Source organism: Selenomonas sp. GACV-9 (assembly GCA_900116485.1).
Classification (GTDB): domain Bacteria; phylum Bacillota; class Negativicutes; order Selenomonadales; family Selenomonadaceae; genus Selenomonas_A; species Selenomonas_A ruminantium_G.
Genome location: FPAX01000001.1, coordinates 26,223 through 52,384, shown reverse-complemented (window position 1 = coordinate 52,384; position 26,162 = coordinate 26,223). Strand labels below are relative to the sequence as shown.

The 26,162-nt window shown below is 54.8% G+C and carries 18 protein-coding genes; 4 read left to right on the top strand and 14 right to left on the bottom strand.

The annotated features are described in order from the left end of the window. Positions 1-41: 41 nt before the first annotated feature. From BM322_RS00235 to BM322_RS00210, 6 genes are all read right to left on the bottom strand, one after another. Entirely contained in the window at positions 42-1,286 is a 1,245-nt protein-coding gene (locus BM322_RS00235) for an NAD(P)/FAD-dependent oxidoreductase (RefSeq protein ID WP_075427911.1), read from the bottom strand. Next, entirely contained in the window at positions 1,283-2,011 is a 729-nt protein-coding gene (locus tag BM322_RS00230; protein WP_075427910.1) for a pseudouridine synthase, read from the bottom strand. The genes BM322_RS00235 and BM322_RS00230 overlap by 4 nt, the downstream gene beginning before the upstream one ends. Beyond that, complete coding sequence (locus BM322_RS00225) at positions 2,011-3,240, bottom strand: D-alanyl-D-alanine carboxypeptidase family protein (RefSeq protein WP_082334255.1); 1,230 nt, start codon at positions 3,238-3,240, stop codon at positions 2,011-2,013. Before BM322_RS00225 ends, BM322_RS00230 begins: the two co-directional genes overlap by 1 nt. A 76-nt stretch (positions 3,241-3,316) precedes the next feature. Then, on the bottom strand, positions 3,317-6,715 hold the full coding sequence (locus BM322_RS00220; RefSeq protein ID WP_318254480.1) for a DNA polymerase III subunit alpha: 3,399 nt from the start codon (positions 6,713-6,715) through the stop codon (positions 3,317-3,319). Between the two features lie 147 nt (positions 6,716-6,862). Then, positions 6,863-8,371, bottom strand: coding sequence for a methyl-accepting chemotaxis protein (locus BM322_RS00215; protein WP_075427909.1), 1,509 nt, complete (start codon positions 8,369-8,371; stop codon positions 6,863-6,865). A 124-nt stretch (positions 8,372-8,495) separates the two neighbouring features. Further along, complete coding sequence (locus BM322_RS00210) at positions 8,496-9,908, bottom strand: PLP-dependent aminotransferase family protein (protein ID WP_318254479.1); 1,413 nt, start codon at positions 9,906-9,908, stop codon at positions 8,496-8,498. A 104-nt stretch (positions 9,909-10,012) separates the two neighbouring features. Here BM322_RS00210 and BM322_RS00205 point away from each other — a divergent pair, with 104 nt between their 5' ends. Continuing rightward, positions 10,013-10,543, top strand: coding sequence for an ECF transporter S component (locus BM322_RS00205; protein ID WP_318254478.1), 531 nt, complete (start codon positions 10,013-10,015; stop codon positions 10,541-10,543). An 85-nt stretch (positions 10,544-10,628) separates the two neighbouring features. On the opposite strand, the gene BM322_RS00200 is transcribed toward BM322_RS00205, so the two are convergent. Further along, complete coding sequence (locus BM322_RS00200; RefSeq protein WP_318254477.1) at positions 10,629-12,227, bottom strand: ribonuclease J; 1,599 nt, start codon at positions 12,225-12,227, stop codon at positions 10,629-10,631. A gap of 363 nt (positions 12,228-12,590) precedes the next feature. Here BM322_RS00200 and dcuC point away from each other — a divergent pair, with 363 nt between their 5' ends. Together dcuC and BM322_RS00190 are read left to right on the top strand one after the other, a co-directional pair. After that, positions 12,591-13,865, top strand: a complete 1,275-nt coding sequence (dcuC, locus tag BM322_RS00195) for a C4-dicarboxylate transporter DcuC (RefSeq protein ID WP_075427906.1) — start codon at positions 12,591-12,593, stop codon at positions 13,863-13,865. A 28-nt stretch (positions 13,866-13,893) separates the two neighbouring features. After that, positions 13,894-15,036, top strand: coding sequence for a M20/M25/M40 family metallo-hydrolase (locus tag BM322_RS00190; RefSeq protein WP_075427905.1), 1,143 nt, complete (start codon positions 13,894-13,896; stop codon positions 15,034-15,036). Between the two features lie 43 nt (positions 15,037-15,079). On the opposite strand, the gene BM322_RS00185 is transcribed toward BM322_RS00190, so the two are convergent. Further along, positions 15,080-16,450, bottom strand: a complete 1,371-nt coding sequence (locus BM322_RS00185; protein ID WP_075427904.1) for a cache domain-containing protein — start codon at positions 16,448-16,450, stop codon at positions 15,080-15,082. 169 nt (positions 16,451-16,619) lie between these two features. Here BM322_RS00185 and BM322_RS00180 point away from each other — a divergent pair, with 169 nt between their 5' ends. Next, complete coding sequence (locus tag BM322_RS00180) at positions 16,620-17,369, top strand: sulfite exporter TauE/SafE family protein (protein WP_075427903.1); 750 nt, start codon at positions 16,620-16,622, stop codon at positions 17,367-17,369. 53 nt (positions 17,370-17,422) lie between these two features. Here the strand turns inward: BM322_RS00180 and BM322_RS00175 are convergent, their stop codons facing one another. The 6 genes from BM322_RS00175 to BM322_RS00150 form a co-directional block, all read right to left on the bottom strand. Beyond that, positions 17,423-18,226 (bottom strand): class I SAM-dependent methyltransferase, encoded by an 804-nt coding sequence (locus tag BM322_RS00175; protein WP_075427902.1) that lies wholly within the window; start codon positions 18,224-18,226, stop codon positions 17,423-17,425. A gap of 14 nt (positions 18,227-18,240) precedes the next feature. Beyond that, positions 18,241-20,235, bottom strand: coding sequence for a DNA mismatch repair endonuclease MutL (gene mutL, locus BM322_RS00170; RefSeq protein WP_075427901.1), 1,995 nt, complete (start codon positions 20,233-20,235; stop codon positions 18,241-18,243). Further along, the gene (gene mutS, locus BM322_RS00165; RefSeq protein WP_075427900.1) at positions 20,232-22,829 is read right to left on the bottom strand and encodes a DNA mismatch repair protein MutS; all 2,598 of its coding nucleotides are present in this window, start codon (positions 22,827-22,829) and stop codon (positions 20,232-20,234) included. Before mutS ends, mutL begins: the two co-directional genes overlap by 4 nt. Positions 22,830-22,847: 18 nt before the next feature. Then, positions 22,848-24,155, bottom strand: coding sequence for a tRNA (N6-isopentenyl adenosine(37)-C2)-methylthiotransferase MiaB (gene miaB / locus BM322_RS00160; protein WP_075427899.1), 1,308 nt, complete (start codon positions 24,153-24,155; stop codon positions 22,848-22,850). Positions 24,156-24,171: 16 nt separating this feature from the next. Beyond that, positions 24,172-25,098 carry a hypothetical protein gene (locus BM322_RS00155; protein WP_075427898.1) on the bottom strand — a complete coding sequence of 309 codons (927 nt, stop codon included), beginning with the start codon at positions 25,096-25,098 and terminating at the stop codon, positions 24,172-24,174. A gap of 131 nt (positions 25,099-25,229) precedes the next feature. Beyond that, complete coding sequence (locus tag BM322_RS00150) at positions 25,230-26,087, bottom strand: DUF3298 and DUF4163 domain-containing protein (RefSeq protein WP_075427897.1); 858 nt, start codon at positions 26,085-26,087, stop codon at positions 25,230-25,232. Between the last annotated feature and the right edge of the window lie 75 nt (positions 26,088-26,162).

The following is a 26,162-nucleotide window of genomic DNA, read 5'->3' as shown; positions in this document are numbered from 1 at the left end:
GCTCCACAACTCCTCTATTATCTGCTGTAACAATCGCGGCGTCAGTCGTTCCAGACGCTCCAGTTGCCGGCAGCGGCGCCCATCGAGAAAGCCGCCTGCAAATTGTAGCCGCCCGTATATGCGTCAACGTCAGTGACCTCGCCAGCAAAATAAAGCCCCGGCACTAGCTTCGACTCCATCGTCTTCGGGTTGATCTCCTTGACCGATACACCGCCAACGGTGACTATCGCCTCAGCCAGCGGCCGCGTGCCCACGATGACAAGCGTCAGATCCTGCAAGGTCTCCACCAGACGATGGCGCTCCTCAAGGGTAACCTGATGCACAGGTTTATCGGCAGCCAGGAAAGCACTATCAAGCACTGGCGCAATAAGCTTATGCGGCAGCAGGTCCACCAGCGCATTGCCGAGCTGCTTGCGCTGATATTTCTCGAAGTCACGCTGGACGCGCGCGTCGAGTTTCTCCTGGGAAAGTGCCGGCTTAAGGTTCAGCGACAGCTCAACAAAGTGACCAGCATCAGCCAGATATTCTGAGGCCATACGGCTCATGGAAAGGATGATGGGCCCGGTCACGCCGTAATGGGTGAACATCATCTCGCCGAACATCTCCTGCACCTTCTCGCCATCGACACGCAGTGTGCCCCGCACATTGCGCAGTGACAGGCCTTGGACATCCTTGACCCATTCATCCTCAGTCACCAGCGGCACCAGCGACGGCCGGACAGGCACGATCGTATGTCCGACAGCCGCCGCCATCCCGTAGCCATCGCCTGTCGAGCCCGTTCCCGGGTACGAAGCGCCGCCGACACAGAGGATAACCGCATCAGCCTTATAGATGGCCCCGGTCTGTGTACGCACACCGGCAATGTGGCCATCCTGAGTCAGCAGGTCCTTGACCGCCACTTCCGTCTCAATAGTCACACCGAGCTCATGCAGCCGCTGCACCATGGCATCGACGACATCCTGGGCCTTATCGCTGACAGGGAACACGCGATTGCCACGTTCGACTTTCGTCGGCACGCCCTGGCCTTCAAAGAAATAGATGACATCCTGATTGTCGAAGGCGCGCATGGAGCTGTTGAGGAATCGCCCATTACCATGGATATTGCGGATGATTTCCGGCACATCAGCTGCATTGGTGATATTGCAACGGCCTTTGCCCGTAATCATCATCTTGCGGCCGGGCTTCTTCATTTTCTCGAGCACGGTTACCTCGGCACCATTTTCTGCCGCCTTGATGGCAGCCATCATGCCAGCCGGTCCCGCGCCCACCACTAAGATATGTTTCATCGTTCTATCCCCGCCAATCTAAACAGCGCCAAGAGCTCTTCTTTTGTCAACGCACGGTACTTGCCACGTTTGACGCCCTGCAGCGTAAGCCCAGCAAAGCGCACGCGCTTGAGAGCCCGAACGTCACAGCCGATGGCTGCAAACATGCGGCGTACCTGCCGGTTGCGTCCCTCATGGATTGAGATTTCCACACGGCTCTGCCCGCCAGCCTGCTCCAAAAGCTTTACCTTAGCCGGTGCCGTCATGCCATCTTCCAGGCGGATACCCTGCCGCAAACGGTCAAGTGCCAGCTCATCGGGCTCCCCGGCAATGCGGGCAATATAGGTCTTTTCGACCTCGTATTTCGGATGCAGCAAACCATTCATCAATGTACCGTCATTCGTTATCAGCAGCAGCCCCTCGGTATTGTTATCAAGACGGCCCACCGGATAGACGCGCTCATTCACCTCAGGCAGAAGATTGAGCACCGTGCGGCGGCCGCGTTCATCATGGGCGGTCGACAGATACCCCTTGGGCTTATTGAGCAGGAAATAGACATGCTGCTCTGCCGCCTTGATACGCTTGCCATCCACACGGATATCGGCCCTTGACGGGTCAACCTTGCGGCCGAGCTCCGTCACAACCTTGCCGTCGACCTTGACACGGCCGTCGGCAATCATTTTTTCTGCTGCCCGCCGGGAGGCAATTCCCGCCTGGCTGATGATTTTCTGCAACCGTTCCTGCATCAGAACAATCCTTTCGTAAGCCTTGCCCACCATTCCTTGATGGTCATCCACCAGGAATGATACGCCACATCCTCCGTTGCCAGCAAATCCACGCGGTCAACGACCTTGCCATCGGCATAGCAGATCAGCTTGCCGACTACATCGCCCTTCTTGATTGGCGCATCGATACTTCGCGGCATATCGGTTTTCTTCTCGATTTTCGGCTTGGCGCCAGCCTCATAGCCAATTACTGAGTCCCTGGCCGCAACGACCTTGATCTCACCCTTGGCGCCAGCATCAACATCGACGGTACCAGCGGATTCGCCCCGCTTGATGATTGGCAGAGGCTCGACCTTTGAAAAACCATAGTCAAGCATCGAGTAGGCATCGGTCCACATGAAGTCACTGTCCAGCACCACGGCCACCAGCTGGATGCCATCGCGCTTGGCCGTCGACACGACACAGCGGCCAGCCTTCTGCGTATAGCCTGTCTTGCCGCCATTGCCGCCTTCATACTGCCAGAGCAGCTTGTTCTCGCTGACTACTTCCTTAGACGCATCGTTATACCAGTTGAACACGGCCCGATCGGTACTGACAATTTCCTCATAGCCCGGAATCATGAAGCCATAGGCCGTGATGAGAGCCAGATCATGGGCCGTCGTATAATGATTGTCATCAGGCAGGCCATGGGAATTGACAAAATGCGTATCGACAGCGCCAATTTCCTGCGCCTTGTCGTTCATCAGCTTCGCAAAGGCTGTCATCGAACCAGCCACATGCTCGGCCACAGCAATCGTTGCATCGTTGCCGGACCGCATCATCATGCCCATCAAAAGTTCCTTCATCGGGATCTTATCTCCCTCAGCTAGATTCAGCGATGAACCTTCCACGCCGACAGCCCGCGGCCCTACGGTCACAATGTCGTCAAGCTTGCTATGCTCGAGGGCAACAATCAGCGTCATGATCTTCGTCGTGCTGGCAGGGTAACGTCTTACCCCCATATCCCGCTCATAGAGGACTTTGCCGGTCTTGGCCTCAATCAGCACCGCCGAATGCGCCATGAGTTTTGGCAGTGCATCGCCAGCCTTGACCTTAATCCCCACCGTCGATGGGTCTGGCAGTTTCGCCAGGTCTGCCGCCGTAATCGCCGGCTTTGCCGTTCCCGCCGCAGTCACTATGCCCGGTGCACTCATAAACACGCCTGTTCCCAGCAGGCAGATTGCCACACTCTTCTGGATCGATTTCCTCAAAAAACAAACACTCCAATTCCGATAAGATATACTTTACTATTTTATCATTCGCCCTATGGCTTGGCAACACCGGCAATCAACGCTTCTTAACGGATTTCGGGCCTAAAAGTTCCGTAAGCTCGGCAAATACCTCATCACTGTCATCGAGCCAAAAGGCCTCGCCGAGTTTCTGCCAGCGGCCGCCACTCTGCAGGAACACCGCCTGCTGCCCAGGATGGGCCGCCATGATATCCTTCAGTTTTGCCCGGAGTCCGGCCATATCCTCCCCCTCGGGCAGGCGCAGATAGTATTCCGGTAGGTACTCCCGCAGCGACCAGACCTTGTCCGCCAGGATCTTCACCCCGTCGTCGCCGATATCGGTCTTGCCCTGGATGACCACGGCCATATCGGGCACCAACAGGTTCGCATTCTCATAGAACGTCCGCGGGAACACCGTGACTTCCATGCGCTCGGTATAATCCTCAAGGGTCGCAAAACACATCGTATCGCCTTTTTTCGTCGTGATGCGCTTGGTCTCCGTCAACATGCCGCCGATGCGGACGAGCTGCTTGTCCTTGACCGCCCCTTTCTCAAGGGTCGCGATGCCCGGCAGGTTCTCCAGCTTGCGCCGGAACTGGTCCAGCGGATGGCCCGTGATATAGAATCCCGTTGTTTCCTTCTCCCATTCGAGACGCTCAGCCTCAGACACCTCCGCGATATCGGGCAGCTTGAGCTCACCGGCCTCGCCCATGGTCTCATCAGTGAACAGTCCCAGCTGACCATTCTGGGCGTCTTTCTGCTGGCGCTGGGCCTCACCGACCGCCGCCTCGAGCACAGCCAACAGCTGGCTGCGCTTAGCCCCGGACGAGTCGAAGGCACCGCACTTGATGAGGCTTTCAATGACGCGCTTATTGACCTTGCCCATATCGACACGGCTGCAGAAATCCACCAGCGACTTGAAAGCGCCATCCTGGCTGCGCGCCGACGTGATATCCTGGATGGCCGCATCGCCGACATTGCGCACAGCGGCCAGGCCAAAGCGGATGGCCTCGCCATCGACGCTGAAGTTGGCCGAGCTGGCATTGATGTCCGGCGGCAATATCTTTATGCCCATGCGCTTGCAAAGCTCAATATAGGTCGGCACCTTCTGCGTATCCATGATGCTCGTGAGCATTGCGGCCATGAACTCAGCCGGATAATGGGCCTTGAGATAGGCCGTCTGCCAGGCGACCAGTGCATAGGCGGCACTGTGGGACTTGTTGAAACCATAGTCGGCAAAATGCGTGAGCAAATCGAAGATCGTATTCGCAAGGCCCGGCTCGATATGATTCTTCGCACAGCCCGACAGGAAGTTCGTCTTCTGCGCCATCAGGATTTCATGCTTTTTCTTGCCCATAGCGCGGCGCAGAAGGTCTGCCTGCCCCAGCGAGAAACCTGCCAGTACCTGCACGATCTGCATGACCTGCTCCTGATAGAGCACGACGCCGAAGGTCTCCTTGAGGATGGGCTCGAGCAAAGGATGCATATAGGTGACTTCCTTGCGTCCATGACGGCCGCTGATGAAGTCTTCAACCATGCCGCTGCCGAGCGGCCCCGGACGGTAAAGTGCCACCGTCGGGATGAGGTCGGCAAAATTCTGCGGCGCCAGATCCTTGACGAGCTGGGTCATGCCCGAAGACTCCATCTGGAACACGGCCCCTGTGCGCCCCTCACAAAGCATCTTGGCCGTGAGCTCATCTTCGAGCGGAATCTTGTTGATATCGACCTTCTCCCCCCGTGTCTTTTCGATATTCTGCAGCGTATCGCTGATGACCGTCAGTGTGCGCAGGCCCAAAAAGTCCATCTTCAAAAGGCCCAGTTCCTCAACATGGTCCTTATCAAACTCCGTCACCAGCGTGCCATCAGACACAGTGACCGGCAGATAGTCGGTCAGCGGATGGCGCGCAATAACGACGCCAGCCGCATGGGTCGACGAATGACGCGGCAGCCCCTCAACCTTGCGGGCCAGGTCAATCAAGCGCTTGACTTCCGGATTGGCCTCATAGAGCACATGCAGGTCTTTTGACTCTTTAAGGGCCTTATCAAGGGTCATCTTGAGCTCATTGGGGATGAGCTTCGCGATATCGGCCACCTGGGCATAGGGCATATTGAGCACGCGGCCCACATCCCGCACTGCGCCCTTGGCCGCCATGGTACCAAAGGTGACGATCTGCGCCACATGGTCATAGCCGTAACGCTCCTTGACGTAGTCGATGACCTCCTCGCGACGGATATAGCAGAAGTCGATATCGATATCCGGCATCGTCACGCGATCCGGATTCAGGAAACGCTCAAACAGCAGATCATACTTGAGCGGATCAAGATTCGTGATGCCGAGCAGATAGGCAACGATACTGCCTGCTGCCGAGCCACGCCCTGGCCCCACCGAGATGCCGACCTCCCGAGAATGGTTGATGAAATCCCAGACAATCAAGAAGTAGCTGTCATAGCCCATGCGATGGATGATGTCGAGCTCATAGTCAAGACGCTCGCGTACTACCGTCGTGACCTCTGGATAACGCGACGGCAAAGCCTCTTCGCAAAGAGCGCGCAAGTAGGCCTCATCGTCAGCATAGGGCGCCGGGATCGGATAATATGGCAGCTGGATATTGCCAAACTCGAAATCAACCTGACAGCGCGCCGCAATCTTAGCCGTATTGGCAAGCGCCTCCGGATATTCGGGAAACAGTGCCGCCATCTCCGTCGGCGACTTCAGGTAATAGTCATCGCTGTTAAAGCGCATGCGATCCGGGTCGTCAATGGTCTTGCCCATCTGGATGCAAAGCAGCACATCATGGAACTCGCTGTCCTCGCGTTTCACATAATGGCAGTCGTTGGTGGCCACCAGCCCGATATCGTATTTTTCGGCCAACTCGACAAGCCCTGCATTAGCCTTGCGCTCCTCGGGAAGTCCATGGTTCTGGATCTCAAGGAAGAAATTATCCTTGCCGAAAATCTCCAGATACTCCTGCACCAGCGCCTCAGCCTTATCCTTGTTGTCCTGTATCAAGGCCCGCGGAATCTCGCCGGCGATACATGCCGACAGGCAGATAATGCCTTCATGGTACTTGCGCAAGAGCTCCTTATCGATACGCGGTTTGTAGTACATGCCCTCGATATTTGCAAGCGACACGAGCTGCACGAGATTCTTGTAACCCGTCTGATTCTCAGCCAGCAGGATCAGATGGTAATATTTGACACCATTTATCTCCTGCCTATCCTTGCGGTCCCCCGGTGCCAGATACACCTCGCAGCCGATGATTGGCTTTATCTCCTGTTTCTTGCACTCTTTATAAAAATCAATGACACCAAACATGACGCCATGATCGGTGATGGCAAGCGAATCCATCCCGAGTTCTTTGGTCGCCGACACCAGCTCCTTGATGCGGCTCGCGCCATCGAGCAGGCTGAATTCCGTATGGGTATGCAGATGACAAAAAGGTATCTTGCTGACCATCTAGCAATCACTTCCTCACTATATTAAATCTTTCATTAAATCTTCGTTCTCATATCAGTGACTACTAGTATAACACAAAATGAGCATAGCCGTATCGGTCTATGCTCATTTTAGACTGGATTAAAATGTTATGTCCTTTATTCCTTCTCAAATCTTGAACTTCCGCACTTCATCGCTTAAGAGCTCCGCCTGACGGCTTAATTCTTCACTAGCCGAGGCGCTTTCTTCACTGGTAGCGGAATTGGCCTGTACCACTTGGGAAACCTGCAATACCCCCTGATTAATCTGCTCAATGGCTAAGCTCTGTTCCTTCGAGGCCTTTGCAATGGATTCCACCAAATCTGCCACCTCGGATACATTGGCCACGATGGTCTTTAATTTCTCAGCCGCTTGGTGGGCGGATACCTGTCCATTATCCACCTTGGCAATGGAATTTTCAATCATCGCCGTCGTCTCTTTGGCGGCCTTGGCACTACGTGCAGCCAGATTGCGAACCTCTTCGGCCACCACTGCAAAGCCCTTGCCATGCTGCCCTGCCCGGGCAGCTTCCACCGCGGCATTGAGTGCCAAGATATTTGTCTGGAATGCGATTTCGTCAATGACTTTGATTATCTTCGAAATATCATCGGAGGAAGTATTAATCTCCTCCATGGCCTGCAGCATGCGCAGCATATCCTCATTGCCGGCTTCCGCATTGGCACGGGTAACGACCGTAATCGTATTGGCCCGCTCAGCATTATTGGCATTGCTTTTCGTCTGGGAAGAAATCTCCGCAATGGAGGCCGACAGCTCTTCAACAGAAGACGCCTGCTGGGCGGCGCCTTGGGAAAGGACCATACTCGAATCAGAAATATTCTTGGCACCACCGGCCACCTGCTCCGCAGAAGAAGCAATGTTTTCCATGATAGCCCTCATGGCCTTCTTCATCCGGTTGGTATCCTGACCAAGCTTTGAAATCTCATCATTCCCGTTCAGTTCAATATCCCGGCCGCTCAAATCGCCGCCAGCAATCGCTGCTAAGGTCTTTTGCACTTCGAGGATGCGCATCATTTGCTTGGTGATAATCCCAGTTGCCAGGACTCCCATAATCATCACCAGCACGAGAATCGTAAGAATCATATTGCGGACAAAACGATGCTGGACTTCGATTACCGGCGCACTGGGTGCACCGACAAAGAACATGCCAATCCTTTCTCCACTCTCGGAAACGATGGGCAAATAGCAAGTAAAGCAGGGCACCCCGAGCACATCCGTCTCAACAGCCAGGGTCTCTCCCCGGCCGATTACCGCCTCGACCACCTTGTCTCCCGCCTGTGTTCCCACAGCGCGGCTGCCCTCTTGTTTGATGGTTGTCGAAACCCGCATATTGCCACGGAAAATGGTTATCGCATCATCACCAGCAATGCCGTCAATACCGTCTGTCAAGTCTTCCATGAGCCTATCGCCCTTGTACAGCCTGCCATCTTTGATCTGCCATTTTCCCGGAAATTGTTTGTCCAGCAGCATACTAAGATGCTTCGCATCATCAGATACCTTACCAATATACACAGCGGAAAAGGCATCATCGGCATTCTTATAGGCCAGGATACCAACGCAGAGGCATGCGAACGCAATACATACGTTCAGGAATAATACTGTTTTCTTTTTCAGATCCATCTTATACCTCCCTGTCTCAACCCGTCGGGCAGCATTAATCTGATATTTGCCGAGCAACTATATCCTGTTGCAATATTCGCCATCTCGCTATCAGTTTCCTGCGTAGGAATAAATATGGTACCTGTTATTTCACGCACTGTAACAGACGCTGCACCGCGTCTTCGAGTACATCATCGGTCACCCCCGAGTAGTTGAGGACGAAGAGGTGCTGGCAATGCTCAGGGCTGCCCTCGTAGTAGGCAGCCAGCGGACGCAGGCGGAGGCCTTGGGCCGCAAGCTTTGCCCCAAAGGCCGCATCGCTTTCGCTCAGCGCGAGCCGCAGCAGGAAATGCAGGCCCGAGCCATGCTCGATGATTGTCAGCTTGCCGGCTGCCGCTGGCCCTTTCAGCAGTGCCAGCAACCGCTCGCGTTTGCGGCGGTAGAAATTGCGCATGCGGTTGATGTGCTTCTCAAAGTAACCATCCTGTATAAAGCGCGCCAGCGTATACTGCTCGAAATTCGACACGGTGCAGCTGTAGAATCCGAGCTTTTCCCTGAATGGCGCCACGAGCTCCTTGGGCAGCACCATATAGCTGATGCGGATGGTCGGCGTCAGGCTCTTCGAGAACGTGTTGATGTAAATGACGCGGTCGCTGACATCGATTCCCATCATCGTCGGTATCGGCCTGCCAGTCAGACGGAATTCGCTATCGTAGTCATCCTCGATGATATAACGGTCAGGTGCGGCAGCCGCCCAGCCCAGAAGTTCATAGCGGCGGCTCACCGGCATGATGATTCCGGTCGGGAAGTGATGCGACGGACTGATATGCAGGATCTGCGCCTGTTGACGGGTCAAATCCTCCGGCCGCACCCCCTGTTCATCCATATTGGCCAGCACACAGTCCGCACCACTGGCCATATAGACCTTGCGGATGCGGTCATAGCCAGGATTTTCCACACAGAACCGCCGGTCACGGCCAAAGAACTGCACCAGCAGATGGTATAGATACTCCGTGCCAGCACCGATGACAATCTGCTCCGGCTGTACGGACAGGCCGCGGAAACTGCGCAGATGATCAGCTATCGCCTGCCGCAAGGGCATGACGCCAAAGGATTCGGAGCGGGCCAGCAAGGAATCCGCATCTTCGCTGATAACCTTGCGCAGCAGCCGCGTCCAAAGGTCAAAAGGAAAGAGCTTGGCCGGAACGCTGTTGGCCGTAAAATCCGCCAGCCATTGCTTTTTTTCCGCTGACCGGTCAACGGTCTGTTTTTCTGGCAAGACCTGCGGCTCAGCCTTTGCCCGCGGCACGACATTGGACACGAAAAAACCACGGCGCGGTGCCGACTGGCAATAGCCTTCGGCCGTCAACTGGCCATATGCCCCCTCGATCGTAATCGTACTGACACCTAAATTGCGTGCCAACGCGCGTTTCGAGGGCAGCTTTTCTCCTGCCTGCAAGCGCCCTGACAGGATATCGTCACGGATGCATTCATAGAGATATTCATAAAGCGGCTTATCGCCCGCCTGTTCAAAGGAATAGGTCAACAATCTTCTCATCCTCTTCATCTGACATAAAAAAATGATTTATTTTGATTCTTTTTCTATAGCCAGATTCAGTATACAATAAGCTCATACCATTTACAAGAAAGAGGTTGAAGTTTATGTCAATGAACACCATATCCGCACAAACAGTACACGTTGAAAAGACACATTGGGATGCTCGCGAGCTCTGCCTCGCCGCTGTGATGACTGCCGTCGTCTTCCTCGCGACCTTCGTGCCACGCATCCCGATTCCTCTCGGCTATGCCCATCTCGGCGATGCTGCCATCTTCCTGATGGTCCTGCTGCTGCCGAGCCGCCCGGCACTTTTGGCCGCCTGTCTGGGCTCGGCACTTTCCGACCTGCTCGGCGGCTTTGCCCTTTGGATCCTGCCGACCCTGCTGATCAAATTCGTCATGGCCTATATTGTCCTGAAACTCGCACAGAAAGATAGCAGCGTCCAGCGCACAGCCATAGCGTTCCTGATTGCCAGCCTCTGGATGACTGCCGGCTACACCCTCTTCGGTGCCCTGCTCTATGACAGCCTCAGCGCAGGTATCGCCTCGGCCCCAGGTCTTTTCCTCGAAGGACTTATCAACTCGGCCGCAGCGCTGCTCTTGCTGCCGGTCCTGCGCCGCAATATCCATCTTTAATCTGCAATACAAAAAAGACTGCGAGAAGATGAAGCAATCTTCTCGCAGTCTTTTCTTATGCAATAGCTGCCTTGCGGCAGATACTTTAGATTTCCATGATGATCGGCAGGATCATCGGACGGCGGCGCGTCTTCTCAAAGAGATAACGACCCAAGGCATCGCGGACATTGGACTTGATGGCAGCCCATTCCTTGACACCTTCGTCCTCGCAGCGGTCAAGAGCCTGCTCGACGCGGGCTTTGGCCTCATCCATCAACGCCTCCGACTCGCGGACATAGACGAAACCGCGGGAGACGATATCCGGACCAGCGACAACAGTGTTGCTGGCCTTGTCCATGGTAACAACGACAATCAAGATGCCATCCTGGGACAGCTGACGGCGGTCACGCAGGACGATGTTGCCGACGTCACCGACGCCCAGGCCATCGACCATGACCATGCCAGCTGTTACCTTGCCAGCTACCGTACCCTTATCGCGGGTGAACTCGAAGACCACGCCATTCTCGCCCATGAAGATATGATCCTTCGGCATGCCCAGCTCCTGTGCGAGTTTCGCATGCTGGACGAGATGATGGTATTCGCCATGAACCGGGATGAAGAACTTCGGACGCACGAGGTTGTGCATGAGCTTGAGCTCTTCCTGGCTCGCATGACCCGAGACATGAACGCCCTTGTCACGGCCATAAACCACATTGGCACCGAGACGCAGCAGGTTGTCAATCGTCTTGGAAACGAGTTTCTCATTGCCCGGAATCGGCGTTGCCGAAATGATGACCGTATCATTCGGAGCAATCGTGACCTTGCGATGGTCAGACATCGCCATGCGCGTCAGCGCCGACATCGGTTCGCCCTGGCTGCCCGTCGTTACGATGACGAGCTGCTCAGCGCGGAAGTTGTTGATTTCATCGATATCGATGAGCGTGCCCTCTGGGCAGGTAATGTAGCCAAGCTCCAGCGAGATGTTCACGACGTTGACCATGCTGCGGCCCAGCACAGCCACACGGCGCTTGTAGCGCACAGCCGTATCGATGACCTGCTGGATGCGATGGACATTCGAGGAGAAGGTCGCGACGATGATGCGGCCACGGGCGTTGTGGAAGGCCTTGTCAAAGGATGCCCCCACCGTGCTCTCGCTCGGCGTATGACCAGCGCGCTCAGCATTCGTGGAATCTGCCATCATGACGAGGACGCCCTTGTTGCCGAGATCCGAGAAACGACGGAAGTCCGTCATCTTGCCATCGATTGGCGTGTAGTCGAGCTTGAAATCACCGGTATGGACAATCATGCCCACCGGCGTCTTGATAGAAAGACCGACTGCATCTGGAATTGAATGATTGACACGAATGAAACCGACGCTGAAACAGCCGACATTGATGATATCGCCCTGCATGACCGAATGCAGGTTGCTCGAATCGACGCCATTTTCCTTGAGGCGGCCCTCCAGGATGCCCAGCGTCAAGCGCGTACCATAGACCGGTACATTGATCTGTTTGAGAACATACGGCAGTGCTCCGATATGGTCCTCATGACCATGCGTGAGCACGATTGCCTTGATCTTATCACGGTTCTCGATCAGATAGCTGATATCCGGGATAACGAGGTCAATGCCCAGCATATCCTCCTCAGGGAACATCAGGCCTGAATCAATCACGAGGATTTCGTCATCCACGCGAACAACCGTCATGTTCTTACCAATTTCCCCTAGTCCACCCAGGGGAATAATCTGTAGTTTTTGTGCTCCTTTAGCCAAAAAATACACCTCCAACTATTGAATTTATATGCTATTGCGTTTGAAGCAATCATTGTCCGTACAAAAGATAAAAAAAGTTTATAACACTTATCCGATCAAATCATTCCCTATTATTTTAGCATTACGACTAGGATAATGCAACTGGAAAAGCATAGACACCATTACATAGTTACATTACACCCGTCAGGCATGTCCGTGAAACGAGTTCATTGGTATTGTTGTATAGTATTGTAAGATAAATATTATTAATGTATAATTGATTTGTCAAATTTCATTCATTGTTTGGAGGGTTTTATTATGTTGATTGCTGGAGGTATTCTGGTAATTCTCACCTTCGTGCTCATCGTCAAGAAGTACGAAGCCCGCCTGGTGCTGTTTTGCGCCGGTCTCATCATGTGTCTGATTGGCGGTCTGCCAGGAGACGTCATGAAGGCCTTCACGAAGGCCATGGTCAACAACTCGCTGGTACCGACAATCTGTACGGTCATGGGTTTCTCCTATGTCATGAAACTCACCCAATGTGACCAGCACCTCGTCCAGTCCATCTCGGGTATCCTCAATCGCGGCCGTGCCTTGCTCGTGCCGCTGTCGTTCCTTTTGACCTGGTGGATCAGTCTTGCGATCCCCTCGGCCTCGGGTTGCTCGGCTGCTGTCGGCAGTATCCTGATTCCGACGCTGATCGCTGCTGGTGTCCATCCGGCCATGGCTGCCGCCACGGTACTTGCCGGCACCTGGGGCAGTGCCATCAGCCCGGGCAACGCCCACAACCCATTCGTCGCTGATCTGGCGGGCACCGATATGATGACCGTCATCATCAACGAAACACCGGCATCGATCATCGCATCGATTGCCTGCGTTGCCGTCATGACGGCCTATGCCTACTTCTTCCACGAAGGCGCATCTATTGAGCGCAGCCAGGCGTACCAGGAGAAAATCGCGGAAGAAGAGCACCTGCAGCTTAGTAACTTCAAGGTCAATCCGCTGCGCGCCCTCGTTCCGATCGTCCCGCTGTTCCTGCTGATCCTCGGCTCGAAACAGGTCGCTGTACTGCCAGAAATCAGCGTACCGCTATCCATGCTTATCGGTGTAGCGCTCGGCCTTATCGTCACCTGGTCGGATGCCCAGGAAGTCTGCCGCAATTTCTTCACGGGCATGGGCAATGCCTATAGCGATGTCATCGGCCTTATCGTCTGCGCCAGCGTATTCACGACAGGCATGACGGCCGTGGGGCTTACAGGGGCCCTCACGGATCTCATGAAGGGCTCCCAGTCGATTGCCGCTGCTGCCGGCACCTTCGGCCCCTTCTTCATCGCTGTGATTTCGGGCTCGGGCGATGCTGCTGCTTTCGCCTTCAATGGCGCCGTCACACCATATGCGGAACAGTTCGGCATGAGCATCATGGACCTTGGCTCCCTGGCACAGATTGCCGGTGCTATGGGCCGCTCGTTGTCGCCAGTTGCCGGTGCTGCCATCATCTGTGCCGGCCTTGCCAAGGTCAACCCCATTGAAGTATCCAAACGCAATGCGCTGCCCTGTCTGGCTGCCGCCATTGTACTAATGATCCTGCTCTAAAGCAGTTTTTCAGAAAGGAAGTCTTTTGATGTCTGATACCATTAATGAGCAGCGTGTGCTCGACGAATTCCTGGAACTCGTGCAAGTCCGCTGCTCCACCCGCGCCGAACGCGAAATTGGCGATATCCTGACGAAGCGCCTGACTGACCTTGGCGGCACCGTCCACGAAGATAACGCTGGCGAAAAGCTCGGCGGCAACTGCGGCAACCTCATAGCGGATTTTCCCGCCTCGGATGACGTCCATAGCGATTTGCCGACCATAATGCTGACCGCTCATATGGATTGCGTGGAACCCTGCGGTGACGTGCATCCCATCCGCGAGAACGGCATTATCCGTTCCGACGGCACGACGATTCTCGGCGGTGATGACAAGGCCGGTGTCACGGCTATCCTTGAGACCTTGCGGCAGCTGCGGGAGCAAAAGCTCTCCCATGGCCCGTTGCAGGTCGTCTTCACCATTGCTGAGGAAAACGGCGTCCACGGTTCCCAGAATCTTGACACGAGCCTTTTGCACGCGGATTTTGGCTACACCCTCGACACCCATAACCACCCGGGCTGCATGACCTTCATGGCCCCGGGCAAGAACCAGCTCCATATCCATATCCAAGGCAAGGCCGCTCATGCCGGTGTGGCGCCCGAAGCTGGCAACAATGCCATCATCGCAGCTGGCAAACTGCTCGCCACTGCCCCACAGGGCCGCATTGACGAAGAGACCACCTGCAATGTGGGCAAGATTGTCGGCGGCAGTGCCACCAATGTCGTTGCCGATACCTGCGACATCTACTACGAGAGCCGCAGCCGCAACAAGGCAAAGCTCGACAAGATTACGCAGGCTATCATCGACCACTTCACAGAAGGCGCCAAAGCCACCGGCTGCCAGATAACAGCCGAGGTAAGTCCCGATTACGGCCCTTATGAGCTCGCAAAAGACTGCCCAGCCATAAAACTTGCCAGCCAGGCCGCCCAAAAGCTCGGCTTCCCGGTAAAATTGGAAGAATCCGGTGGTGGCTCGGACGCCAACCACTTCAACACCTACGGCGTCCCCACGGTAGTTCTTTCTGTCGGCATGGAAAACTGCCACACGAAGGAAGAATACATCGCAGAAAAAGACCTCTACGATGCCGCCCGCTGGGCCCTGCAGATCGTCATTGAAGGCGCTACCAAAAAATAAACTGCCAATACAACGAAAACGAGGCGTTATGCCTCGTTTTTTGTTACTCTTGATAAACGCGATAGCAGGAACGCCCGCATGCTTTTGCTTTGTAGAGGGCCTCGTCACTGCGATTCATCAGCACATCAATGGGAACCGGCTGCTCGGCGGCATAGGCAATGCCTGCACTGATGGTCAGGCAGTCAAGTCCCGGGTCGCGCCGATAGACGGCAATCAACTGGCGCATGAAAGCCTGCAGCCGCTCCTCGAGTTGCGCATGGTCTACCTTCCCCGTAAGCACCACGAGGAATTCATCGCCGCCCATGCGGACATTCAAGGCATCGGCAAACTGGATTTTCAGGACTTCAGCCAGGATCAGCAGGGCCGCATCCCCCGTCTGATGGCCAAAATTATCATTGACCTCCTTGAAATGGTCAAGATCCAGCGATATCAGCGTGAACATGGTATCTGGCGAGCACTTCCGGATAAACTCGGTGAAATGACGGCGATTGGCAAGGCCTGTAAGCGCATCCCGCTGCGCCATGCGCAGGATGAGCTGCTGATTGTCATAGAGCTTCCGGTTCATCTCGTTCATAGCCCGGCTCATGGCCCCGAGCTCATCATCGCGCTCTGAAAGCTCCTGCATCTCCGTTTCGGTTTGTGCATCCATCTTGAGTTTGCCATTGCCAAGCTCGCGCATCCTCTTGGTCGCCACCTTGATGGGATAGGCCAGACGCCGTCCGATAATGACTGCCATCATGACGAACAGGATTTCCAGCAGGACAAGCCCCGTAAGGGTGCGGATGACCTGCTCCTTCATATTCTGGACAAAGGCCTTTTCCCGCATAGCCACCCGACGGTCAATCTGATCGAGCCAAATTCCCGTGCCAATCACCCAATGATAGGGCGCAAATTCCATTGTATAATAACGCTTGGGCAGCGGCTCCCGAAGACCAGGCTTGGGAAACATAAAGTCCGAAAACCCACCGCCCTGCTTAGCCTGCTCAATCATCTCGCGGATGTAATAGTTCCCCTCGGGATCCTTGGCATCAATCCGCAATTTGCCCTCCGCATCACTGCCAAGCAAAACAACATTAACTCCCTGATCGGTGTCAATGGTAAAATACCCTTGCCCGTTATCATAACGCATATTGCGGACGAGATCTGCGGCCCGCTGCATGGCCTCTTCCTGGGTCAGCTCGCCCCGTAGCTGGGCCTGGTAACAGTTTTCCACAACGCTTAGGGCCGAATGGGTCTGCCACTCGAGCTGTAGCTTGGCATTTTCCTCCATATCCTTGCGGAACTCTTCAATCAGGCGGTTGTTTTCCTGCACGGCACCATAAATGCCACAGCCGCCTAAAAACAGCATCGTCAAAAAAGATATGCCGATAAATATTGTTGTCAAACGAGATTGCATGGACTTGAACTGCATCATCGAAATCCTCCTGGCCAAATAGGATCACACAGAAAGACACGAAATAATCGAAAATAATATCTTTAATAACTTTAAATTTATTATACTCTTATTGAATCCTTGAAGTCAAAAGATTCCGTATCCTGTAGTATAATAGGAGTATGACTCATGTTAAGGCAGGTGTACTTTTATGGACACATATCTTATAAACCTCTCGCTGCATATGGCGCCACTAGCCTGCGTTTTCTTAGCAGCCTTCCTGCAGTCCATCACAGGCTTCGGCCTCGTCATCGTCGCAGCGCCGCTTTTAATGTTCTTCTACGATCCCAAGCTCGTCATCCCCATCATGATTCTATTGGCCACCTGCGGCAACATCGCCCAGACCCTCCTGCTGCATCGCGAAGCCAAATGGAAGCTCATCGGCTATCTGCTGCTGGGCGCCATCCTCGGCCAGCCCCTTGGCTATCAGATCTACGCCGCCATCCCTGCCCACTATCTGAAAATCCTCATCAGCATCGTGATACTCTTCTCCCTTACCATCATGCAGCTGCGCAAGCAGCAGATTGCCATCAGCCCCCGCAATACACTGTTCACCGGCATTGCCGCTGGCACCATGGCCATGACCACGGGCATGGCGGGGCCGCCCATCATCATGTACCTTACCAGCACCGCCATAACCGCTCGGGAACTGCGAGCCACCTCCATCGGTTTCTTTTTCTTCTCCAACCTGGTATCGCTAACGACCTTTACCCTTGGCGGTGTGGACCTTTTGCCAGCATTAAACGAATTCACCTACCTATTGCCTGGCTTAGCCGGCGGCATCCTGCTAGGACAGCTGACCTTCCGCTTCTTTCCTGTCCCCATCATCAAGCGCATCATCTTCACGCTATTATACTTCACTTGTTTCTATACCATATACCGCGTTATCATCACCATGTAAAAACGGCTGCCCACCAGTAAGTCCTGTGGGCAGCCGTTTTATGCTATGCGATTTTATTCTTCATCCAGCACCATGACACCGTAATGCACCTTGCTGTATTTGCCGCCTTCGATGCGCGTAAAGCCCAGCCGTGCAAATTCGCCGCTGCGGGCGTTTTCCTTGAACACGACGCGGTGGCGGGCCACGCGGCGCGCCTCCTCGATATGTTCGGGCGTAAGCGCCGCGTGATTGGCCACCGTACGAAGCGGCGTGAGGCTCACACTGTCCATCAAAGGATGGCGGAACATCGGGTCAAAGTAGACCACATCCACTGATTTATCGGGCTGGCCTTTCAAATAGTCCAGCGAATCCATACAGACCGTTTTGACGCGGCGCATAGCCTCGATGATGCGCCAGGTATCGCCAGAAAAATGCGAAAGCCCACGGCTCACGACGGCCTCGATAAGAGGCTGCGATTCCAGTCCTGTGACACTGCCCTCAGGACCGACGACGAAGCTGGCGACAATCGAGTCGGCGCCAAAGCCTAACGTGCCGTCAAGCACAGACATACCAGGCTTTAAATCCATAGCCTCGGCCATGCGGTCGCCATCGCCCTTGCGGATATTCTTGAGGCGCAGATGCGCCATATTCGGATGGAAGAACAGCTCGCCCTGCGGCGTGTCGAGCACCAATAAATCCTGCTTCGCCACGAGGACAAACTCCACGTGATAGCGTTCGCGCACTTCATCGACCGATAGACGCAAACGCGGCACATAGGCAATGCCGAGTTTTTCGGCCGTCGCCTTGGCCAGCGCAATCGACTCGTCATTCCATTTGCGCGCCGTCGTAACTGCCGCCGAAAGCTTAGTATCTGTCATAGTCTCTCCCTTTATCAAAAGCCAAAGCCTGTCCGTTTGAACATCTTGGCCAAATCCTCACTGGAAAATTTCAAAATCGTCGGCCGTCCATGCGGGCAGGTATACGGGAACGGCGTATGCGAAAGCTCCTCCAAGAGGATTTGCATCTGCCGCAGATTGAGTTCCTCGCCAGCCTTGATGGCAGCGCGGCAAGCCGTCGTCGCCAGGCAGTGCTGGCGAATTTCCTTGGCCGTCGTCTCATGCATCTCATTAAGTCCCGTAAGGATTTCGCGGATGATGTCCTCCGCCTCGCTGACCGGCACATCAGCCGGCACCTCCATAAGACGGTAATCCAAATCTCCTGCCGACTCCATGTGAAAGCCTAGCTTGGCAAATAATTCTTTATTCTCCTCGACGAGCGCGGCTTCCTTGCGGTCAAAAGTCAGCAGCTGATGTACCAAAAGCTGCTGGGACGGGATGCCATCGGCCATCGCCGATAGCTTGTCAAACAAGATGCGCTCGTGTGCCGCATGCTGGTCGATAAGATAGAGTCCCTTGGCGTCTTGTGCGATGATATACGTAAGGTCGACCTGACCAATCGGGATAATCGTGCCATCAGCATCGAGCAGGGCCTGCCCATCGCCATCTGCCTGCGGTGCATTTTCGCCATTCTGATCCGCTGCTGACAAGTCAATTTGACCGGTCAACTCTGACTTGTCAGCTTGACTTGTCAACATTGACTGGTCAGATGTTCCAAAGCTCTTGGTGCTTTCTGCGACCGTTTCCTGTGATTCCACGGCGGGGTAATGCGTCTGCCGTGCCTGCTGAAGCTCAGCCTGAGCAGTGGCAAAAGAAATCGACGGCTGGCTTGCGGACCGATGCACGGCCTCGTAAATCGTGCGCGGAGCACTGTCACGGCTATAAGCTGCCGTGGAAACCGGTCGTGCCGGTTCCGTTGCCGGCACGAAATGCATGGGCTCCATCGTATAGTTGGGCCGCGGCTTTTCCACGACGGCTGCGACTTCGCCGAGCCGGCGGTCCGACGCGGGACGGATGGCGTCGAGCACCGCTTTGTAGACGGCCTTGAAGATAAGCCCCTCGTCTTCGAATTTCATCTCGCTCTTCTGCGGATGAACGTTGACATCAATCGTGCGCTGTGGCACCTCAATCTTGAGCACGGCCAGCGGAAACCCACTCTTGGGAATCAACGACTTATAGGCGTTGTCGATGGCTTTGGCTATCGCACGGTTCTGGATAATGCGGCCGTTGACGATGCAGGTCTGCCAGCCGCGGCTGCTCTTGAGCAGCGACGGTTTCGTGATATAGCCGCTGATTTTGACTTCTTCACTTTCCAGGCTCAATGCCAATAGCGAATCGGCGACATTTGCGCCATAGATGGCCTGTATCGTATCAAACAGATTGTCATTGCCTGGCGTCACAACCGACACCTTGTTGTTGTTGATGAAATGGAACTCGATATCGGGCCGCGACAAAGCGAGTTTTACGATAAAGTCGTTGATTTTCGAACCCTCGGTGTGGTTCGTCTTGAGGAATTTCTTGCGCGCCGGTGTGTTGAAAAATAAATCCTCTACCTTGATGGTCGTGCCGAGACCACAGCCGGTCTCGATGATATCGGGCGTCTTGCCGCCGCTGATATCGACGCGCGTGCCGAGGTCATCGCCCTTTTGACGCGTGAGCATCGTAAAGCGCGAGACCGAGGCAATCGTCGGCAGGGCCTCGCCGCGAAAGCCCAGCGTGCCGATGGTATTGAGGTCGCCGACTTCGCGAATCTTACTCGTCGCATGGCGAAGGATGGCAAGTTTTGCATCCTCCATACTCATGCCCTTGCCGTTATCGGTAACGCGCATGAAGCTGGTGCCGCCGGCCATGATCTCGACTTCGATACGGTTTGCGCCAGCATCCATCGCATTTTCTATCAGCTCTTTGATGACCGACGCCGGCCGTTCTACCACCTCACCGGCAGCAATCTTGTTGATGGTATTATCGTCCAAAACATGGATAAGACTCATGCCTGTCCAGCCTCCCTCTTTGCCTGCTCCTGCAGTTTGTAAAGTTCATTCATCGCCTCAAGGGGCGTCATGGTCATAACATCGAGTGACAACAAAGTGTCGCTCAAGCTGCTCGCAAACAGCGAGCCCATCATCGCGTCCGCCTCAGCGGCCTTTTCCGCGGGTCTTGCGACCTGCGCAGTCGCCGCGGCTACCTCTGCCCCCTGCTCGGATTCCAGGGCGGCCAGGATATCCTCGGCCCGCTTCGTCACGGCCTTCGGCAGGCCCGCCAGCCGTGCCACATGGATGCCGTACGACTTATCGGCCGAGCCAGCCACGATGCGGCGCAGGAAGGCAACCTGCGTACCGCGTTCCTTGACTGCCACGCAGAAGTTCTTGACCTTATCGTCCTCGAGGTCCGTAAGCTCATGGTAATGGGTGGCAAACAGCGTCTTGGCATGGACCTTGCTTTCGATATGCTCGATGACGGCGCGGGCGATACTCATGCCATCAAACGTGCTCGTGCCGCGCCCAATCTCATCGAGAATCACGAGGCTGTCCTTGGTCGCATATTTCAGGATCTGCGCCACCTCATTCATCTCGACCATGAACGTACTCTGGCCGCTGACGAGGTCATCGCTGGCCCCGATGCGCGTAAAGATGCGGTCAACGGGCGAAATCGCTGCCTCACGCGCGGGGATAAAGCTGCCGATCTGTGCCATCAATGTCAGCAGCGCCACCTGCCGCATGTAAGTAGACTTACCGGCCATGTTCGGGCCCGTAATCAGCATGATTTCGCAGTCGTTATGGTTGAGCCGCGTATCGTTCGGCACGAAGAGATCCCGCGTCAAGATGCGCTCCACCAGCGGATGGCGGCCGTCCTTTATGTCGATGGCGCCATCATTTGTCATGCGCGGGCGCACATAGTTATAGGTACTTGCCGCCTCCGCAAGGCTCGTGAGCACATCGACAATCGCAATCTCGTGAGCCGTAGCCTGGATTTCCGTCAGCTGGCCCTTGATGGTCTCGCGGACTTCGGTGAACAGATTGTACTCAATCTGCACGATTTTTTCCTGTGCACCGAGGATTTTCGTCTCAAATTCCTTGAGCTCCTCGGTGATATAGCGCTCGGCATTGGCCAGAGTCTGCTTGCGGATATAGCGGTCGGGCACGAGGTCGGTGCCGCTGTGGCGCACCTCAATATAGTAGCCGAAGACCTTGTTGTAGCCAATCTTCAGCGACTTGATGCCCGTCGCTTCCTTCTCCCGCTCCTCGATTTCCTGCAGCATGGCCTTGCTGTCATGGGCAATGCGGCGGTATTCGTCAAGCTCGGCGTTGTAGCCGGATTTGATGATGCCGCCCTCCCGCAGGGAGATGCCAGGCTCCTCGACGATCGAGCGCTGCAAAAGGTCCACGAGGGCATCAAATGACTGGATGCCCGCCTTGCACTCCGTAAGCACCTGGGACTTGACCCCAGCCATATGCTGCTGGATGCCCGGCAGGCACATGAGCGAAATCTTCAGGGCGATAAGGTCGCGGGCATTGGCCGTGCCAACCTCGATGCGCGTGAGCAACCGCTCGAAATCGTGGATTTCCTTGCAGTCTGCCCGCAGGCCGCCGCGCAGGGCAAAATCCTGCGTGAGTTCCTCGACCGCATCGAGACGGCGGTTTATCGGCAGCACGTTGAGCAGTGGATACTCGAGCCACTTCTTCAAAAGGCGGCTGCCCATGGCCGTCTCGGTAAAATCAAGTACGTCAAGGAGCGTATCCTTCTTGCCGCCATCACGCAGGTTGCGCGTGATTTCGAGATTGCGCAGCGTATACGTATCGATAACGAGATTCTCTGACGCATCAAGATAGGTGATCTTGTTCAGATGGGTAAGATCCGTCATGACCGTTTCATGGAGGTAGTCCAGAAGCGTTGCGACAGCCTCCCGGGCCTCCTGATTATCGGGCCGCGTCGCCGCATCGAAATGTTGGATGATGCGGTCGTCAACGGCGCGCGAAATCTCCTCGCGCAGCGTATACGAGCAATTCGGCAGACGCAAATCGGTAAACTCCTTGAGCGCGTCCATAAAGGACGGCTTGCCGACGACCAAGAGCTCCGGCATCGCAAGGCGGTAGAGCTCATCCAAGAGCATCTGCAGGCGGTTGCCCCCCGTGTAGATGCCATAAAAACACTCGCCCGTGGAGATATCCGCGCCAGCGAGCACAATATCTTCATTCTTTTCATAGACCAGCGCGATGTAGTTATTCTGCGCATCTTTGAGGGCCGACTCGGAAAGCACCGTGCCCGGCGTGATGATCTTGATGATTTCGCGTTTCGTGAGCCCCTTGGCCTTCGGGTCGCCAATCTGCTCAGCAATCGCCACCTTATAGCCACGGCCCACGAGCTTATTGATATAGGTCTCCGCCGCATGATACGGTACGCCGCACATCGGCGCTTTATCTTTATTGCCGCTGCGGCTTGTAAGGGTCAGCCCCAGCTCCTTGGAGACAATCCGGGCGTCGTCAAAAAACATTTCGTAAAAATCGCCCAAGCGGAAGAACAAGATACTTCCGGGATTCTGCTCCTTCGTAGCCAGATACTGCTGCATCATCGGCGTAAGTTCCATGGATATACCTCCGGTCTATTAAACCCGCTCGCCCTTCAATACCCAGGTTTGCGGCTGTGTAATCTTGACATTGATGAAATCGCCCTCCTGCTCATCACCATGAGCAAACAGTACGATCTTATTCGTGCGCGTGCGGCCCGTCCAAGTGTCCGCATCGTTCTTGCTCGGCCCCTCGACCATGACTTCCAGCACCTTGTCCTGGAGCCCCTGATTGATTTCGAGGCTGATTTCATTCTGCAGGGCCATCAGCTGTTCGAGGCGCTGATGCTTGACCTTGTCGTCCACCTGATTTTCCATCGTCGCAGCCGGCGTCCCCGAACGCTTCGAGTAGATGAACGTATAAGCCGAATCATAGCGGATTTCCTTGAGGAACGCGAGCATCTCGGCAAAATCTTCCTCAGTCTCACCTGGGAAGCCAACGATAAGGTCTGTAGTCAACGAAGCATTCGGAATCTCCTGACGGATGCGTCGCACCAAATCCTTATAGCTTTCCACCGTATACACGCGGTTCATCGCTTTGAGCAGCTTGTTGCTGCCATACTGTACCGGCAGATGGATGTGCTCGCAGATATGCTCGCCGTCGCGAATTACCGCAATGACCTTATCGCTCAAATCCTTCGGATGCGACGTCATAAAGCGCACGCGCTCGATCCCCGGCACCTCGTCGACCATTTTCAAGAGATCGGCAAAGTCGGCCTGCTTATGGTCCTTACCATAGGAATTGACATTCTGGCCCAAGAGCGTGACTTCCTTATAGCCCTGAGCCACGGCCTCACGGACTTCCTGCACGACATCTTCGGGCAGACGGCTGCGCTCACGGCCGCGCACATAGGGAACGATGCAGTAGGTGCAGAAATTGTTGCAGCCGTACATGATAGGTACCCAGGCCGAGAACTTGCCCCCGCGGGCCACCGGCACATCGTCGGGAAGTTCTGTCTCGCCCAGCTGCGTATCGACGATATGACCGCGCTCCCGCTCGATTTCCTGTACAACATGTGTCAGTTCATGGACCTTATTGGTACCAAGCACAAAGTCGATGTGAGGGGCGCGCTTGATGAGCCCGTCACTCTCCTTCTGGGCCATGCAGCCCGTGATACCAAAGATGAGCTCCGGATTGGCACGCTTCAGATGCTTGATTTCGCCAATCTTGCCATAGACCTTATCCTCGGCCGTCTCGCGCACGCAGCAGGTATTCAGGAGAATGAGGTCGGCGCCCTCCATCTCCTCCACGCGCTCGTAGCCGATGGTCTTTAATTGGCCTTCCATGCGCTCGGCATCACTGATATTCATTTGGCATCCGTAGACGCCAATAAAAGCCTTTTTCATTCTTCTCTGTAACTCCTTATTCCTTTTCCTGTTCTGACCCGAACTGCTGCAGCCGCGCATTGACAAGATCGATCCACTCACCATGGAAACCGACCTCCTGCAAGAGCTCCTCCAGCGACTCAACCCGAGGCTGTTCGAGGAACATCAGCACGCGTTTCTTCTCGATTGAACGGTTGATATAGTAGTCCTGTGGCAACTGGCCAGCTGCCGGGAAGGCCACCGTATATTCATGGTACAATTTGTCATGCATCGACTCAAAAACAGCCGTCGAACGCGCCGCATAGGCCTTCCACTGCTCGGGAAGCTGCGCCAGCAGCGCGCGCAGGCGCGTCTCGACCTCGCCCACCGTCGCCAGATACTCCGTCAGTACCGCCTGAACCCCTGTGGTATCCTCCAGCATAACCGCACAGATGAAATCACGCAAGGCATTGAAATCGGTAAGATTGTACTGCAGGAATGTCTCGGGCGTCTCAACGCCAGCCAGCCAATCGGTCAGCGCCTTCTCCATCGCCGCCCGCGCCTTGGCTACAACGAGCTCATCGGCGCGATGCAGCTCTTCCGAAAGGTTTACCACCTGCTGCTCCGGCGTTTCTGCCGTCAGCACTTCTTTTGCGGCACATTCACGGCAAAGGCCAACGGCCTCATTGGTAAACGGTTCGCCAGCTGCGATTTCGCCCATGAACGGGAACGACTTGCCAATCGTATCGTAAATCCGGCGCTGCTGGGCAAGCTTTCCCTTCGAATAATATGTCAGCGGCCGCGGATTGTATTTGACTTTCGTCACTTTGCCGCAAGCCTCGCAATGATACTCCTTATCCACGAGTTTCACCGGAATATCCCGTTCCGGATTGGGTTTGAAGAACGCGTACGGGACGGTCTCCACAAAGCAGTAATTATAGACATTCAGCAAGTTATCAGTAATCCGGGACGGTTCATTAGCCATTGGCGAACAACTCCTCATATCATTAATAAAACAATATTTAATTATAGCAGTTCTCATTGAGAATGAAAAGGGTACAAAAAAGACCGGAACGTATCAATGTCACCGTTCCGGTCTGTCATATCGATTTAGTTTTATCCCTTCGCCCGAATTCCCTCAAAGATGTATTTGGGGCGGAAGTAATCGCCATGGGCTCCATAGGGAACATTGACGACCATCGTTCCCATCGCATAAGTGCCCAGCGCATAATTGCCGAAGTAGACCTTCATGCCATCGTCATCGAGACCGAACACCAAACTATCGTCACCAATCATCTGCTCAATGAGTCTGATAGCTTCGTCACGCTCTGGCAGCTGCCCCCGGTATTCCTGCTGCGCAATAGCCTCGTCAGCAATCACAGCCGCAAAGCCATCCGTATGCTGAAGGACATCGGCAAGTTTCAGAATGGTGCCTGTTCGCGTATCAATCGTCACAGCCTTATAATAAAGCACCGGATGGGCACCGCCCAGATAGCTGTACTCGCTGCATGCAAAGCTGAATACATGGGAGTCAGCCCGCAAGCCGCTATAGCTTTCCTCATAGGTAAATGGAACCTCATCTTTGTGGAGCGCATAATCGTGCCGGCGCAGCTCATAGGTCTCATCCAGGTCCTGCCGCCACGACCGCAGCACCTTGCTTAGATGCCGGCGGTTTTCCTTCGAGATGCGCTTTAAGGTCTGCTGCAGCTGTGGATAGTATCCCATGTATTTTCCCGACAGCGTCACGGAAAACGTCTTGGCCTCGATAAGCAGCCTGCCATCCTGCTCATGATAGAGTTGTTTCGTTACGACATCCGAGGAATAGGCCAGTGGCATGCTGAACGGGATGCGTTCCTCAGCTGCCCCCTCCTCACAGGCACTGGCCGTCGCTTGCCATGGAGTATCCACACTCCCCGGCCCCAGCACAGTCAGCAGCCCTGCCGCTATTCCCGCCACCATCAATTTCTTGCGCATTGTCTAAACCTCCTCACTTTTTGTTTCGGATCCAACGTCCACTCTTATTATATGATAATTTATAATAGTTTGAAA